The 13795-nt window shown below is 73.1% G+C and carries 15 protein-coding genes and 1 pseudogene; 6 read left to right on the plus strand and 10 right to left on the minus strand.

What is annotated here, in order from left to right:
• Positions 1-95: 95 nt before the first annotated feature.
• Positions 96-1370 (plus strand): metallophosphoesterase, encoded by a 1275-nt coding sequence (locus ACWGB8_RS17015; protein WP_452214279.1) that lies wholly within the window; start codon positions 96-98, stop codon positions 1368-1370.
• A gap of 96 nt (positions 1371-1466) precedes the next feature.
• Here ACWGB8_RS17015 and ACWGB8_RS17020 read toward each other — a convergent pair whose 3' ends face one another.
• Positions 1467-2366, minus strand: a complete 900-nt coding sequence (locus ACWGB8_RS17020; RefSeq protein ID WP_452214280.1) for a LysR family transcriptional regulator — start codon at positions 2364-2366, stop codon at positions 1467-1469.
• Positions 2367-2483: 117 nt separating this feature from the next.
• Here ACWGB8_RS17020 and ACWGB8_RS17025 point away from each other — a divergent pair, with 117 nt between their 5' ends.
• Positions 2484-2879 (plus strand): VOC family protein, encoded by a 396-nt coding sequence (locus ACWGB8_RS17025; protein ID WP_452214281.1) that lies wholly within the window; start codon positions 2484-2486, stop codon positions 2877-2879.
• A 55-nt stretch (positions 2880-2934) separates the two neighbouring features.
• Here the strand turns inward: ACWGB8_RS17025 and ACWGB8_RS17030 are convergent, their stop codons facing one another.
• Together ACWGB8_RS17030 and ACWGB8_RS17035 are read right to left on the minus strand one after the other, a co-directional pair.
• Positions 2935-3705 (minus strand): DUF2637 domain-containing protein, encoded by a 771-nt coding sequence (locus ACWGB8_RS17030; RefSeq protein ID WP_452214282.1) that lies wholly within the window; start codon positions 3703-3705, stop codon positions 2935-2937.
• A gap of 88 nt (positions 3706-3793) precedes the next feature.
• Positions 3794-4051 (minus strand): hypothetical protein, encoded by a 258-nt coding sequence (locus ACWGB8_RS17035; RefSeq protein ID WP_452214283.1) that lies wholly within the window; start codon positions 4049-4051, stop codon positions 3794-3796.
• 424 nt (positions 4052-4475) lie between these two features.
• Here ACWGB8_RS17035 and ACWGB8_RS17040 point away from each other — a divergent pair, with 424 nt between their 5' ends.
• Positions 4476-5738 carry an IS21 family transposase gene (locus ACWGB8_RS17040; RefSeq protein WP_452214284.1) on the plus strand — a complete coding sequence of 421 codons (1263 nt, stop codon included), beginning with the start codon at positions 4476-4478 and terminating at the stop codon, positions 5736-5738.
• Between the two features lie 201 nt (positions 5739-5939).
• On the opposite strand, the pseudogene ACWGB8_RS17045 reads toward ACWGB8_RS17040, so the two are convergent.
• The 4 genes and pseudogenes from ACWGB8_RS17045 to thiC all read right to left on the minus strand — a co-directional run.
• Positions 5940-6125 (minus strand): annotated as a pseudogene (locus tag ACWGB8_RS17045) (phosphomethylpyrimidine synthase ThiC); the annotation flags it as partial.
• 36 nt (positions 6126-6161) lie between these two features.
• Positions 6162-6569: a type II toxin-antitoxin system VapC family toxin gene (locus ACWGB8_RS17050; RefSeq protein WP_452214285.1), complete on the minus strand. Its 408-nt coding sequence runs from the start codon at positions 6567-6569 to the stop codon at positions 6162-6164.
• Entirely contained in the window at positions 6566-6796 is a 231-nt protein-coding gene (locus tag ACWGB8_RS17055) for a FitA-like ribbon-helix-helix domain-containing protein (RefSeq protein WP_452214286.1), read from the minus strand. The genes ACWGB8_RS17050 and ACWGB8_RS17055 overlap by 4 nt, the downstream gene beginning before the upstream one ends.
• Before the next feature lie 144 nt (positions 6797-6940).
• Positions 6941-8779, minus strand: coding sequence for a phosphomethylpyrimidine synthase ThiC (thiC, locus tag ACWGB8_RS17060; protein ID WP_452214287.1), 1839 nt, complete (start codon positions 8777-8779; stop codon positions 6941-6943).
• A gap of 311 nt (positions 8780-9090) precedes the next feature.
• Here thiC and ACWGB8_RS17065 point away from each other — a divergent pair, with 311 nt between their 5' ends.
• The 3 genes from ACWGB8_RS17065 to ACWGB8_RS17075 all read left to right on the plus strand — a co-directional run bounded on the left by ACWGB8_RS17065 (position 9091) and on the right by ACWGB8_RS17075 (position 12180).
• Positions 9091-10104, plus strand: a complete 1014-nt coding sequence (locus ACWGB8_RS17065) for a 3-oxoacyl-ACP synthase III family protein (protein ID WP_452214288.1) — start codon at positions 9091-9093, stop codon at positions 10102-10104.
• 103 nt (positions 10105-10207) lie between these two features.
• Positions 10208-11272: a cytochrome P450 gene (locus ACWGB8_RS17070; protein WP_452214289.1), complete on the plus strand. Its 1065-nt coding sequence runs from the start codon at positions 10208-10210 to the stop codon at positions 11270-11272.
• On the plus strand, positions 11263-12180 hold the full coding sequence (locus tag ACWGB8_RS17075) for an NAD-dependent epimerase/dehydratase family protein (protein WP_452214290.1): 918 nt from the start codon (positions 11263-11265) through the stop codon (positions 12178-12180). The genes ACWGB8_RS17070 and ACWGB8_RS17075 overlap by 10 nt, the downstream gene beginning before the upstream one ends.
• 103 nt (positions 12181-12283) lie before the next feature.
• On the opposite strand, the gene ACWGB8_RS17080 is transcribed toward ACWGB8_RS17075, so the two are convergent.
• The 3 genes from ACWGB8_RS17080 to ACWGB8_RS17090 form a co-directional block, all read right to left on the minus strand.
• Positions 12284-12484, minus strand: a complete 201-nt coding sequence (locus tag ACWGB8_RS17080) for a DUF5326 family protein (RefSeq protein WP_452214291.1) — start codon at positions 12482-12484, stop codon at positions 12284-12286.
• 193 nt (positions 12485-12677) lie between these two features.
• Positions 12678-13340, minus strand: coding sequence for a thiaminase II (tenA, locus tag ACWGB8_RS17085; protein ID WP_452214292.1), 663 nt, complete (start codon positions 13338-13340; stop codon positions 12678-12680).
• A gap of 93 nt (positions 13341-13433) precedes the next feature.
• Entirely contained in the window at positions 13434-13751 is a 318-nt protein-coding gene (locus ACWGB8_RS17090) for a cupin domain-containing protein (RefSeq protein WP_452214293.1), read from the minus strand.
• Between the last annotated feature and the right edge of the window lie 44 nt (positions 13752-13795).

Here is a 13795-nt window from a genome sequence, read left to right on the forward strand (position 1 = left end):
AAAACGGACCTGAGGGGCCGCCCGGCTGACGCTCCGGAGGATTGGATACCCACCAGGTGACGACGCCGGGAGAGTGGTCTTCCTATGATGGGCGAATGACACCCGAGGACCGCTTCCCCGGGCCTGAACACCCGGACTCAGGCCCACGCCACCAGCCGGACCTCGATGTGCTGCCGTACGGCACCTACTACGACCCGGAGCCCACCGGGTACGCCGGCACGGCGTACGAATCCGAGACGTACATCGGCTACGGCGGCGCCCGGTACCTCGAACAGCACTGGCCGCACGCCGGGCACGCGCACGGCGAGCACGCGGCCGCCGACCACGCGCTCGGCGGCCACCACCCCGGCCACGACGGGCTCCACCCGCACGACGCCCATCCGGGCCACGCCCCGCACCCGGCGCACGCCCAGCACGAGACCCACCCCGGCTACGAGCCGACCCTGGTCGACCACCCCTCGCCCGCGCACCGCACGGACGACCCGCCGACCATCGAGCTCGCCCCGCCCTTCGCCGAGCCCGCCCCGGCCTTCCCGTACCCGGCGCCCGGCCCCGGCGAGCCGCCCGGCCCGCTGTACGTCGTCGGCGACGTCCACGGCTACCTGGACGAGCTGCTCACCGAACTGCGCCACCAGGGTCTGATCGACGCCGAAGGACACTGGTCGGCCGGCCGCTCCCGGATCTGGTTCCTCGGCGACTTCACCGACCGCGGCCCGGACGGCATCGGCGTCATCGACCTGGTCATGCAGCTCGCCGCCGAGGCCGCCGCGGCGGGCGGCTACTGCCGGGCCCTGATGGGCAATCACGAACTGCTCTTCCTCGGCGCCTCCCGGTACGGCGACGAGCCCGTCCAGTCCACCGCCGGCACCGCCTCCTTCCTGGCCGCCTGGCGGCTCAACGGCGGCCAGCAGCACGACCTGGACCGGCTGGAGGCGCACCACGTCAGCTGGCTCTCCCGGCTGCCCGCGCTCGCGCTGGAGGACGGCCACCTGCTGCTGCACTCCGACACCACCGCGTACCTGGAGTACGGCGAGTCCATCGCCGAGGTCAACGACGCCGTCCACAGCCTGCTCGCCGACGAGGGCGTGGACGCGTGGTGGGACTGCTTCCGCAGCTTCACCAAGCGCTTCGCCTTCCGCGGCGACGCCGGCCCGACCGCCGTCCACGAGCTGCTCGACACCTACGGCGGCTCGCGCGTGGTGCACGGGCACAGCCCGATCCCGTACCTCACCGGCGCGGTCCACAACGACGACGGCGCGCCGCCGCAGATCCCCGGCCCGTACGTCTACGCGGACGAGCTGGCCGTCGCCATGGACGGCGGCGTCACCATGGAGGGGCGCCTGCTCGTCCAGCGGCTGCCGGTGAACTGACCGGCGGCCGACAGCCGCTGCCGTCGAACCGGTCGGCCGCGTCGAACCGGCCGCGTCCGGGGCGGGCGGGAGCACCCGCACCGCCCCGGCGCCGGCTCAGCCCCGCGCGGCGTCCGCCGCCGCCCGGACGAACTCGCGCACCCGGGCCGTGGTGTTGCCCTCCAGCCAGACCGGCCCGCGCTCGATCGGCGGGGCGTCGTGGATCGGCACGTAGGCGACGTCCGGCCGCGGGTAGTACTGCCGGGAGTGCTCGCCGACCGGCAGGACGCCGCGGCCCATCGCGACCAGCGTCAGCATCTCGGAGAACGTCCCGCCGGACGGCCCCTTGGGCACCGGGCGCCCGGACGGGGTGCGGTCGGGCGTGCGGTCCCGCTTGAACGCCGCCGAGGTCACCGCCGGGTACTGCACCACCGGGTGGTCGGCGAGCACCTCCAGCGAGACCGACTCCTCACGGGCCAGCGGATGCCCGGCGGCCACGGCCAGCACCCGGTTCTCGGTCAGCAGCACCGGCCCGCGGGCCATGCCGTCGAAGGGGTAGGACGCCACCAGGACGTCCACCGAGCCGTCCACCAGACTGGCCCGCGAGTTGGAGAGCTGCACCTCCCGGACGTCCACCCGGCAGTCCGGGTGCCGCTCGCCGAACAGCGCCACCGCCCGCAGCAGCACCGGCGCCGTCCACTCCCCGAGGAAGGCCACCCGCAGCTCACCGGTCACCCCGCGGCTGGCGTCCGCCGCCCGGCGCAGGGCTGCCTCCATCCCGGCGACCAGCGGGGCGAGCTCCTCGGCGAGCCGGGCGCCGACCGGGCTGAGCCGCACCGTCCGGCTGGTCCGCTCGAACAGCGGGCCGCCGATCCGCCGCTCCAGCTGCTTGACCACCTGGCTCACCCGGCCGGTGGTGAGGCCGAGCCGCTCGGCCGTCCGGCCGAAGTGCAGCTCCTCCGCCAGCGTCAGGAAGATCTCGGTCTCCAACCGTTCCAGCACCGCGCCGCCCCTCATCGTTGAGAACCCCTCAACGATCCTATGGCGATCTTGCCTTGATGGCGGTTCCCGTCCGACGGATCGTAGAGGGGTGCCCAACGGGCGGCCGACGCCCCGGAACGGAAGGAACCCGAGATGACCACCCTGCGCGTGAAGGCCTTCGACCACCTCGTCCTGAACGTCGAGGACGTCGAGCGCTCCCTGGAGTTCTACCTCGGACTGCTCGGGCTGGCCCCGGTGCGGGTCGACGAGTGGCGGGCCGGCACGGTCGGGTTCCCCTCGGTGCGGGTCAACGAGGAGACCATCATCGACCTCGCCAGCGGCCCGCGGAACGGCTCCAACGTCGACCACATCTGCCTCACCGTCGAGCCGGTGGACTGGCAGGAGGTCGTCGACTCCGGCGTCTTCACCGTCCTGGACGGCCCCGGCCCCCGCTTCGGCGCCCGCGGCCGTGCCACCTCGCTCTACGTCCAGGACCCGGACGGCAACACCGTCGAGCTGCGCTGGTACCCGCAGGACGCCGGGAGCTGAACCCGCCGGAGCACCGGCGGCCCCGGCCGCCGGCCCACGGCCGGTGACCGCGGCTTCACCGGGGCGACTTGTGCCCGGCCCGGCGGTCCGGACGCTGGCGCGCACCCCGGGCGGCGGTGAGTTGGCGCACCAGTTGGTGGAGTGAGATGACACCGGTGAGCGGGGGCAGCCCGGCGACGATGACGGCGGACGGCGTCCAGGAGGCGTCGGCGATGCACAGCCAGGCCGCGAGGCCGGAGAACAGTACGACCACGACCCAGGCCTGGAACGGCTGGCGCCCGTGCTGGACGGCACGCAGGACCGACAGGCAGCCCGCGAGCCACGGCCCGTAGACGACCGCCGGCCACACCTGCGACAGCCCGCGCGGCACGTGCGAGAACGCCGCTTCCCGCAAGGGGTCGTAGGAGAACACCCAGCCCAGCACGCAGACCGCGGCGACCGTCACCGCCGTCAGTACGCCGAAGACCGAGCTGATCAGCTGGGGCCGGGCCGGGCGGAAGGGAGACCGTCGGCGATGCCGGGAGGCCGCCGGGCCGTCCGGCCGGCCGGACCTGGCCGGCCCGGGCGGGTCGACCGGCGTACGCGGAGGCGGAACGAACGCCGTCCCGTCCTCCCAGCCGCCGGCCGATGTGACGGTGGGACCGAACACCTGCGCGTCGCCGTACCCGCAGCTGAGGTCATAGGCGAAGCCGTCGTCGGACCAGTCGCCCGTCGGACGGACCGCCTCGTGGATACGGTCACGGGGCGTGACCCACACGTCGTGGTTCGGCTCGCCGTAGCCGCCGCCCCCGTACGGACCGAGCAGCTCGGTCACCCGGTCGTACACGGCACGCTCCCCCCGCGGTCGCCCGGCTGCGGCTCGATCCGGATACCGGCCCGGGCCCGCGCCGGAGGCCTCGGCACGACCGGCGGCCTCACGATTCGACCGGGAGGAACAGGGAGTCGATCCGCGCGGCGAAGTCGCTCTCCAACTGACTGATCTTCCGCGCGAAGTCGGCCAACGGGCGCGAGGTGTACGACAGGACGACACGCTCGCCGTTGCGCGACAGGTAGCCGGTGGACACGTCGCCCACGGCGTTGTGGCGGTCGGGGACGAAGAGCCACCTCCCGAGCGGGGCGACCGGCTCCCGCACGGGGGGTGACGAGGCGTAGGGCAGGCATGGTGAGGTCACGGGTTCATCAACGAGGAACGGCGCGCCCCGTATTTACGACATCCAGGTGTCCTTCCATATTCGATACCGTAGACGCTCCATGAAATTACCCGGGGTGGCGCAGGGGGGTGGGTCTTTTTCCGTCGACTACAGAACGTATCCGGAGCCGTCGAGCGGGGGTAATCCCATATTCACTGCCGGCGTTGCTCGCCAAAAATCCCCAGCAAAACAATTGCAAGAGAAACGTTTCTTCTCCCTGAACTGCCGCCCCACGTGCTATGTTTCCGACTTGCTCGTGGCATATTCATCGACACGGGTCGATCCGGATTCAACGTCGGGAGGCTTCTTGCTCAGCGGGAAGGAATATGTGGAAGCAGTCAGGCTTCATCGCCAAGGATGGTCGATAATCAAGATCTCCCGACACCTCGGGCGTGATCGAAAAACGGTGGGATCCTACCTTCGCGGCGAGCGGACCCCGGGCCTCCGAATTTCTTCCCAGGACGGCTTCCTCCAGTTCCTCCCGTACTGCCGCCAGCGCCTTGCGGAGGACCCGCACCTTGCCGCGACCGTCCTCTTCGGCGAGGTCGTCGACCTGGGCTACCCGGGCGGCTACTCGACCTTCACCCGGGCCCTGCGAAGACACCAGGCGCGGCCGCCCTGCGAGCAGTGCCAGGACGCCACCACGGCCGCGATCAGCCGATCCACCGCCCGACGGAGCGAGGAGGCCGTCGAGTTCGACTGGCTGCGGCTTCCCGAGCCGCCGGCGGGCTGGGGCTACGGAAGCCGGACGTGCCTGCTACTGGGTTCGCTCACCGGCACGGGCGCCGGCAGCGGCATCGGCCGCTGGTCCGCTGCGTTGGCGGAGGACCAGGAACTGCCCCACTTCGTGGAAGCCGTCGACCTCGTCCTGAGACGGCTCGGCGGCAGCGCCGGGTGCTGGCGGTTCGGCCGGACGCCGACCGTGTGGTGCCCGAGGACCGACCGGGTGACACCGGCGTTCCAGCAGGTGGCCAGGCACTACGGCGTGCGGGTCGAGTTCCGCCTGCCGACCGACCACCGCTCGTACACCCGCCGGACCCTCGACGAGGCCCTCCGTCGCTGGTGGCGCGCGGTGACGGACGACACCACCCTTCAGGACGCCCAGGACGGCCTGGCGCGGCTCGCCGCGCGCCTGGACACCTCGTGCGGGAGCACCGACGACGCGCACCCGGCGGCCGGCGGCCCGGGCACCGCAGCGCTCCGGGGACTGCCCGCCGTGCCCTTCCCGGCCCGCGTCTGCGCCCGCCGCACCATCACCGCCCAGGGCCTGGCGCCCTTCCGCGGCAACTTCTACGCCATGCCGGATCACCTGGTCGGCGCCCAGGTGGAGATCCGCCGGCGTCTCGACCAGCCCTACCTGTCCATCGCCACACCCGCCGGAGCCGTCATCGCCCGCTACCCGCTCGCCCCGGCAGGGGCCGGGCTGACGATCGTCGAGCGCAGCAGCGCCGTCCCCGTCCTGGAGCGGCGCCCGACAGCGGCGCCCACCGCCGCCCCGTTCTGCCGACGCAACACGCCGCGTCCGCCGTCCCCGCGGGCCCTGGCCGAAGCCGAGGCGCTGCGCGCCCGGTTCGAGGTCCCGCCCGCCCGTCGGCCCGGCGAGGAGCAGGACATCGCGACGCCGCGGGTGCCACCCCAGCGGGACCCGCACGACAGCGCCCGGAGCTGAGCCGCCGCCACCTGCTCCACCGGGGGAGACCAGGCAGCCCTCGTCCTGGCCGGCTCGGCCGTACCGCAGGAACAGGCGGCCCTCCGGCTGCGCAGGGACTGCGACAGCGGGGTTCTCCGGAGACGGATCACACAACCCGTCCGGCGCTGCTCCGGGAAGCCCCCTCCTCCTCCCGGAGCAGCACGATCGACAAGCCCGGCGTCAGTCCGCCAGCGGCAGGTAGACCCGGTTGCCCTGGGCGGCGAACTCGGCGGACTTCTCGGCCATGCCCGCCACGGCGTCGGCGTCGAAGGCCGTGGCCACCGCGGTGGAACCGCCGCCGTGCTCGTCGCGGATCTTCTGCGAGATCTTCATCGAGCAGAACTTCGGCCCGCACATCGAGCAGAACATCAACAGGAGCACCACTGCGAAGAGTTGCGTCAGTCAGGGATGGCTCGCGGTAAAGACTTCGACCTCGCACTTCGTCGCACCGCTGCGCTTGATCCTCGCGTCGCTCGTGATCAGCGGCACTCCGAGGGCTTCCGCCAGAGTGACGTACTGGGAGTCGTAGGCGCTGAGGTTGGCGTGCAGCTTTCTCACGCGATCCCAGAAGGGCAGCGTCTCGCGTTTGACGACGGGAAGCATCCGATAGGCGGCGACCGCCCTCTCCACCTCCTTCTCGGTCAGCTTGCCGCCACGCTGCATGCCGAGGAGGGCCGACTGGATCTCGTAATCCAGGAGGGTGGGCGCATACACGTCCCCCGCCTCGGCCACCCGGCTGCGGACGAGCTCTCCGTCGGCACCTTGGGCCGTGAGGACCAGGACGAGAGCGGAGCAGTCAATGACGATCAACGTCCGGCTCGCCCCTCGTCGATGGCAGCGAGAACATCCGCTGTGCTGACGCTCGCGGTCGTCTCCCGATTCAGCCGCTCCATCATCTCCGCCATCGTGGGCTTGGACGCTTCCCTGGCAATCAGGTCCTGCATGAACGCCTGGAGCGACTTGCCGGCCTGGGCCGCGCGAACCTTCAGGGTCTGGATCTGGTCGTCCGGGACGTCCCGGATGGTCAGGGCTGTCATACCTGCAGTCTAGCTGCATCTTCTGCACAATGCAGCAACTCATGGGCGACGGAACCCCCACGACGCCAGGCCCTTACGCCGAAGCGCCGCGCCGGGAGACCCCCCTCCTGCCTCCCGGTGCGGCGCCGTCTGCGAGAACCGGCGTCAGTCCGCCAGCGGCAGGTAGACCCGGTTGCCCTGGGCGGCGAACTCGGCGGACTTCTCGGCCATGCCCGCCACGGCGTCGGCGTCGAAGGCCGTGGCCACCGCGGTGGAACCGTCGCCGTGCTCGTCGCGGATCTTCTGCGAGATCTTCATCGAGCAGAACTTCGGCCCGCACATCGAGCAGAAGTGCGCCGTCTTGGCGGGCTCGGCCGGGAGCGTCTCGTCGTGGAAGTCGCGGGCGGTCTCCGGGTCGAGGGCCAGGTTGAACTGGTCCTCCCAGCGGAACTCGAACCGCGCGTCGGAGAGCGCGTCGTCCCAGGCCTGGGCACCGGGGTGGCCCTTGGCCAGGTCGGCGGCGTGGGCGGCGATCTTGTAGGTGATCACGCCGGTCTTGACGTCGTCCCGGTTGGGCAGGCCCAGGTGCTCCTTGGGCGTGACGTAGCAGAGCATCGCGGTGCCCCACCAGGCGATCATCGCGGCGCCGATGCCCGAGGTGATGTGGTCGTAGCCCGGCGCCACGTCGGTGGTCAACGGGCCGAGGGTGTAGAACGGCGCCTCGTCGCAGATCTCCTTCTGGAGATCCATGTTCTCCCTGATCTTGTTCATCGGGACGTGGCCCGGGCCCTCGATCATCACCTGGACGTCGCGCTCGCGGGCGATCCGGCCCAGCTCGCCCAGCGTCTGCAGCTCGGCGAACTGCGCCTCGTCGTTGGCGTCCGCGATCGACCCCGGCCGCAGGCCGTCACCGAGCGAGAAGGTGACGTCGTAGGCGGCGAGGATGTCGCAGAGCTCCTCGAAGTTGGTGTAGAGGAAGTTCTCCTGGTGGTGCGCCAGGCACCAGGCCGCCATGATCGAGCCGCCGCGCGAGACGATGCCGGTCTTGCGGCGGGCCGTCATCGGCACGTACCGCAGCAGCACGCCGGCGTGCACGGTCATGTAGTCGACGCCCTGCTCGCACTGCTCGATGATCGTGTCGCGGTAGACGTCCCAGCTGAGCTCCTCGGCCCGGCCGTCGACCTTCTCCAGCGCCTGGTAGAGCGGCACGGTGCCGATCGGCACGGGGGAGTTGCGCAGGATCCACTCGCGGGTGGTGTGGATGTTGCGGCCGGTGGAGAGGTCCATGACGGTGTCGGCGCCCCAGCGGGTCGCCCAGGTCATCTTCTCCACCTCCTCCTCGATCGAGGAGGTCACGGCGCTGTTGCCGATGTTGGCGTTGATCTTCACCAGGAAGTTGGTGCCGATGATCGACGGCTCCACCTCGGGGTGGTTCACGTTGACCGGGATGACCGCCCGGCCGCGGGCCACCTCGCTGCGCACGAACTCCGGCTCCAGGCCCTCGCGCAGGGCCACGAACTCCATCTCCGGCGTGACGATGCCGCGCTTGGCGTAGCCGAGCTGGGTGACCGCGGCCCCGCCGCGACCGCGCAGCGGGCGGCGCGGACGGCCGGGGAAGACCGCGTCGAGGTTGCGGAGGTTCCCGCCGCGCGGCGAGGTGTGCTTGATCCCGTCGTCCTCGGGGCGGGCCTCGCGGCCGTCGTACTCCTCGACGTCGCCGCGCTGGCGGATCCACGCGTCGCGCAGCGCCGGCAGCCCGCGGCGGACGTCGGGCTCGTAGGCGGGGTCGGTGTACGGGCCGGAGGTGTCGTACAGCGGGACGGTCCGGCCGTTGGTGAGCACGACCTCGCGGTACGGGGCGCGCAGGTCGGGGCGGGAGCCCTCGCGGTAGGCCTTGCGCCAGGCGGGGGTCGGGTAGCCGCTGCCGGCGCTGGTGACCGCGTCGGCCGAGCCGCCCGCGGCCGGCTTCGGGGCAGACGTGTCCTGTGCATCAAAAGAGGTCATCAGACCTTCACTCCCTACGCCGGCATTACCCGGTCCAGGTTCCTGCGGTCGACGCAGCGGCCGGTACGTACACCGACGTACCGTTCAGCGCCCTCTCAGCCCGGTGCTCCGAGCTCCCGTGTCCGCAGGCGGTGTTGCCTGCGCATGACGACCAACACCGTAGCGAGCCGATCGCCGCAGGTCCAGAGGGGGTCCACGGCACGGTCCGGGGCGGGGCCGCCGGCCGGGTACGGCGCAAACGCCCGTCCGACCAGCCGTACTCGGGCGGCCCCGGGCCCGGCCGCCCCGGGACCATGCCCGACCATGGGTCCATGCACCCTGCAGCCACCGCCCGGATCGGCATCACCGCCGTCGGCTCCCACCTGCCCGCCCGGCGCCTGACCTCCGACCGGCTCCAGGAGGAGGTGACCGCCGGCAGCGGACTGCGGCTGCCGGAGCGGATGTTCGAGAAGGCCACCGGCATCGTCACCCGGCACTTCGCGGCGGACGGCGAGTTCGCCTCCACGCTGGCGGTCTGCGCCGCCCGCAAGGCGCTGGACGCCCGCGGCATCGGCCCCCTCGACGTCGACCTGCTGCTGTACGCCTCCGCCACCCGGGACGTCTGCGAACCGGCCACCGCCCACCTCGTCCAGGCCGAACTCGGCTCCCGCGCGCACGCGTTGGACGTCAGCAACGCCTGCAACAGCTTCCTCAACGGCATCGACCTGGCCCGCGCGATGATCCTGGCCGGCCGGGCCCGGCGCGCCCTGGTGGTCACCGGCGAGACCCCGAGCCGGGCGATGCGGCGCGATCCGGGCGGCCTGGCGGACTTCCGGGACGGCTTCGCCGGGTACACCTTCGGGGACGCCGGCGCGGCCGTCGTGGTGGAGGCCGTCGAACGCGGCGGGATCCTGGACGTCGAGACCGAGACCGCCTCCGAGCACTGGGAGGTCGGCGGCATACCCGGCGGCGGCTCGCGCCATCCGCGCGGCGACGAGTACAGCTACTTCCGGGGCGGCGGCAAGGAGTTGCGCGGGGTGTTCGAGAAGATCGGCGGCGACATCCTGACCCGGGTGGCGGCCCGCACCGGGTTCGGATGGGACGCCTACGCCCGGGTGCTGGTGCACCAGGTGACCGTCCCCTACCTGGAGCGCTTCGTGGAGCTGACCGGGGTGCCGAGCGGGAAGCTGGTGCTCACCGTGCCGGAGATCGGCAATGTCGCCAGCGCCACGATCGGCGTCCAACTCGACCGTATACACGCAGAGTTGAAGCCGGGCGACAAGGTGCTGATGGTCGGCCTGGGCGGCGGCGTCAGCCTGATGACGATGGTCTGGGAGGCGTCGTGAGCACCGGCACCGACCCCCGCCCAGACCCCGGCCCCGGTCCGTACGAACCCGTGCTGCACCCGCCCGGGGTCGAACCCGCCGTCCCGGCCGGGGAGCCGGCCAGGTGAGCGCCGCCGCGGCCTCCCGGGCCGCCCGCCGCCGCGACCGCCGGGTCTACCTGCGCAGCCACCCGGTGCTGTTCGCGCTGCTCTGCGCCACCCGCCGCCGCCCGGTGCTGCGGCTCGGCCGGACCGTCCTGGTGCACGATCCGGACGCCTACCGCGAGGTGCTCACCAAGGTCCCGCTGGACCGCACCGCACCCGGCACCACCGGCGGCGCCGCCGCTGAACTCACCGCCGGGGGGCTGCTGTTCGACCAGGACGGCAGCGAGCACCGGGCCGCCCGCCGGGCCCTGGCCGCCGACCTCGGAGCCGCCGCACTGCCCCGGCTCCGCCCGCTCTGGCAGGCCGTGCTCGCCGAACGGATCCCCCGACTCGCCACCGGCACCCTCGAACTCGTCGCGCTGGCACGGGAGCTGGCGGGCGTCACGGCCGCCGCGCTGACCACCTGCCCGGCCGACCCGGCCGACCTCGCCCGGGCCGCCGCGGACGCCGCCTCCGCCGCGGCCCGCGACCACCTCCCCGGCCCCCGGCTCGGCCGCACCGACACCCGCGCCGCGACCGCACTCACCGCACTGCTCCCCGATCCGCTGGACGCCATGCTCACCGTCGCCGCCGTCAACACCACGGTGGCCGCCCTCCCCCGGGCCGCCGCCTGGTGTGCCGACGCCGGACTCTGGTCCGCCGCCGACGAGGCCGGCGCCTCCGCCCTGGCCGCCGAACTCCTGCGGCTGACCGCGCCCTCGCCGCTGCTCCCCCGGGCCGCCGCCGCGGACGCCACCGTGGCCGGCTGCCCGGTCGCGGCCGGCGACCGGCTGATCCTGGTGGCCCGGCACGCCGCCGGCGCCCACCGCACCGGGCCGGCCGGCCCGGCCGACGCCCAGGCCGTCTTCGGCGCCGGCCCGCACAGTTGCCCCGGGGCCGCCCTGGCCCGCGCCCAACTCGCCGACCTCCTGCTGGCGCTGGCCCCGTACCGGCCGGTGGTCGTCCGGGCCCGGGTGGACCGCAGGGCCGCGTTGCCCGGCTACCGCGAACTCACCGTACGGAAGGGCGGGCCGGCATGCGGATAGCCGTCACCGGCGCGGCCGGCTTCTGCGGCTCGCACGTCGCCCGCGCCGCCGACGCCCTCGGCCTCGACGTGCTCTGCGTGGGCCGCCGCCCCGGGCCGGTCGGCCGGCACATCCCCTGGGACGCCACCACCGGCGAGCCCGACCTCGTCGGCGCCGACCTGGTGGTGCACTGCGCCGCGGCGGTCGGCGACCCGCGGCCCGGCTCCCCCGCCGAGGCCGGGCACCACGCCGTCAACGTGCTCGGCACCGAACGCCTGCTGCGCGCCGCCGCCGGCCGGCCGGTGGTTCAGGTCAGCAGCGCCAGCGTCTACGACCCCCGCCGGGTCGGCGGCGCACCGGTCCGCGAGGACCACCCCACCGAGGGCGGGCACCTCAACGCGTACGGCCGCACCAAGGCGGCCGGCGAACGGCTCGCGCTCGCGGCCGGCGCCGTCGTCCTGCGCCCGCGCGCCGTGTACGGACCGGGCGATCCGCACCTGCTCCCCCGGCTGCGCGAGCGGGTCCGGGGCGGGGTGCTGCTGCTGCCCGGCCGGGACGTCGCGCTGAGCCTCACGGCGGTACAGAACCTCGCCGACGCCTGCCTGGCAGCGGTGGGCGCGACCGCGGACCGGCCGTGGGAGCCCGGCGCGTACAACATCGCCGACGCGCACGCCTACCAGCGGGACGACGCCGTCCGCCGGGTGCTCGCCGCGTACGGCGTCCCGGTCCGGGTCGGCCGGCTGCCGGCCCCGCTGGCCCGGCTGGCCGCGCGCAGCGGCCGGATCCCCGGGCTCACCCCGTACGCCGTCGACCAGTTGTGCCGCGGCATGGTGCTGGACACCGGCCGGGCCCGCGCCCAGGGCTGGACGCCCCGGTGGGACCTCGACCGGGTGCTGTCGGAGAACCGACCGGTGCGGTCGGAGAACTGAACGGCGCCGACCGGCCGCCTGAGGCACGAACGCCGGACGCCCGTACCTCCCCCGGCGGGGTACGGGCGTCCGGCGTGCGGTGCACCGGTGTCGGTGCGCCGGGTCAGTTCCTGGCGGCCTTCTTCACCAGCATCACCACGACAGCGCCGATGCCGACCACCACCAGGACCTTGATCAGCAGGCTCAGCAGCGCCCCGACCACCCCGAAGACGAATCCGATCAGGTTCCACGCCAGGATCAGCACCACGATCGGGACGACGATGTTGCGCACCCAGGAGGGCAGCGACTTCCAGAGGTCGGCCATGTCCGTTCCTTCTCTCTCCCCTCGGGTCTGCCGCCTTCCAGCTGCCGCATCCCGTCCGATTTCGACACTTCGATCGTACGGCGGCGGTGGCACTCCGAGGAGCGGCAACGGCCCGGAGAGAACCCGGAGATACCCCCGAGCCGGACGTCCGGGACGACCCCGGGGAGAACCCCCGGGACCGCCGCGGGGTGGATCAGACCGGCCAGGTCTCGCCGCGCCAGGCGGCGTCCCAGAACATCCACTCGTAGCGCGAGGTGGTGGTGAAGTGCTCGACGACCCGGCGGCGTTCGGCGGGGGAGATCTCCTCGCCGAGACGGTCGGTCAGCGCCAGCACGCGCCGCACCACCGCCTGGAAGGGCTCGTCGCCGTAGGTGGCGATCCACTTGGCGTACAGCGGGTCCGGGGAGGACTTGGCGAGCAGCTGCTCGCCGACCCGGGCGTAGATCCAGTAGCACGGCAGCACCGCGCCGACCGCCTCGGCGAACGAGCCGCCGTACACGGTGGCCAGCAGGTAGCTGGTGTACGCGCGGGTGGTCGGCAGCACCGGCTCCTCGGCGGCGCGTTCGGCGTCGGAGCCGAAGGCCGTCATGAACTCGGCGTGCATGCCCTGCTCGGCGGCCAGCGCGCCGACCGCGTCGTCGGCGAAGGCCCGCACGTCCTCCTCGCCGGGCGCCTTGGCGGCGCAGACGGCGAGTGCGCGGGCGTAGTCGCGCAGGTAGTGCGAGTCCTGGACGACGAAGTGGCGGAAGGCCTCGCGCGGCAGAGTGCCGTCGGTGAGGCCGCCGATGAAGGGGTGGTCGAGGATCGCCGCGTAGACCGGCTCGATCCCGGCCCAGAGTTCTTCCGTCAGGCTCATGCCCCCGACCCTAACCGGCGGCCCGCGCGGACCGGCCCGGCCGTCCGACCCGCGGTCGGCGGGCGCCGGCGGGCCGGTCGGTCCTCCGGCGGGTCAGTCCTCCGGCGGGGAGAAGACCACCAGCACCCGCAGCTCCTCGGTGATGTGGTGGAAGCGGTGCGGCACCCCTGCGGGCACGTACGCCACGGTGCCGCGGCCGACGGTGGCGGTCTCGTTGCCGACGGTCAGCTCGGCTCGGCCGCTGATCACCTGGTAGATCTCGTCCTGGGCATGGGTGTTCTGCGGGTCGGTGTCGCCGGGGGAGAGCGCGTAGAGCCCGGCGGACATCCGGGGCTCGCGCAGGAAGCGCAGGTACGCGCCGTCGTTGGCCGCCCGTTCGGCGTCGAGTTCGTCCAGCCGGAACAGCTTCATCGGTGCGCCCCTCCTGCGTCAGGTCCAGGGGCATTCAACACCAC

Source organism: Kitasatospora sp. NPDC054939 (assembly GCF_053610105.1).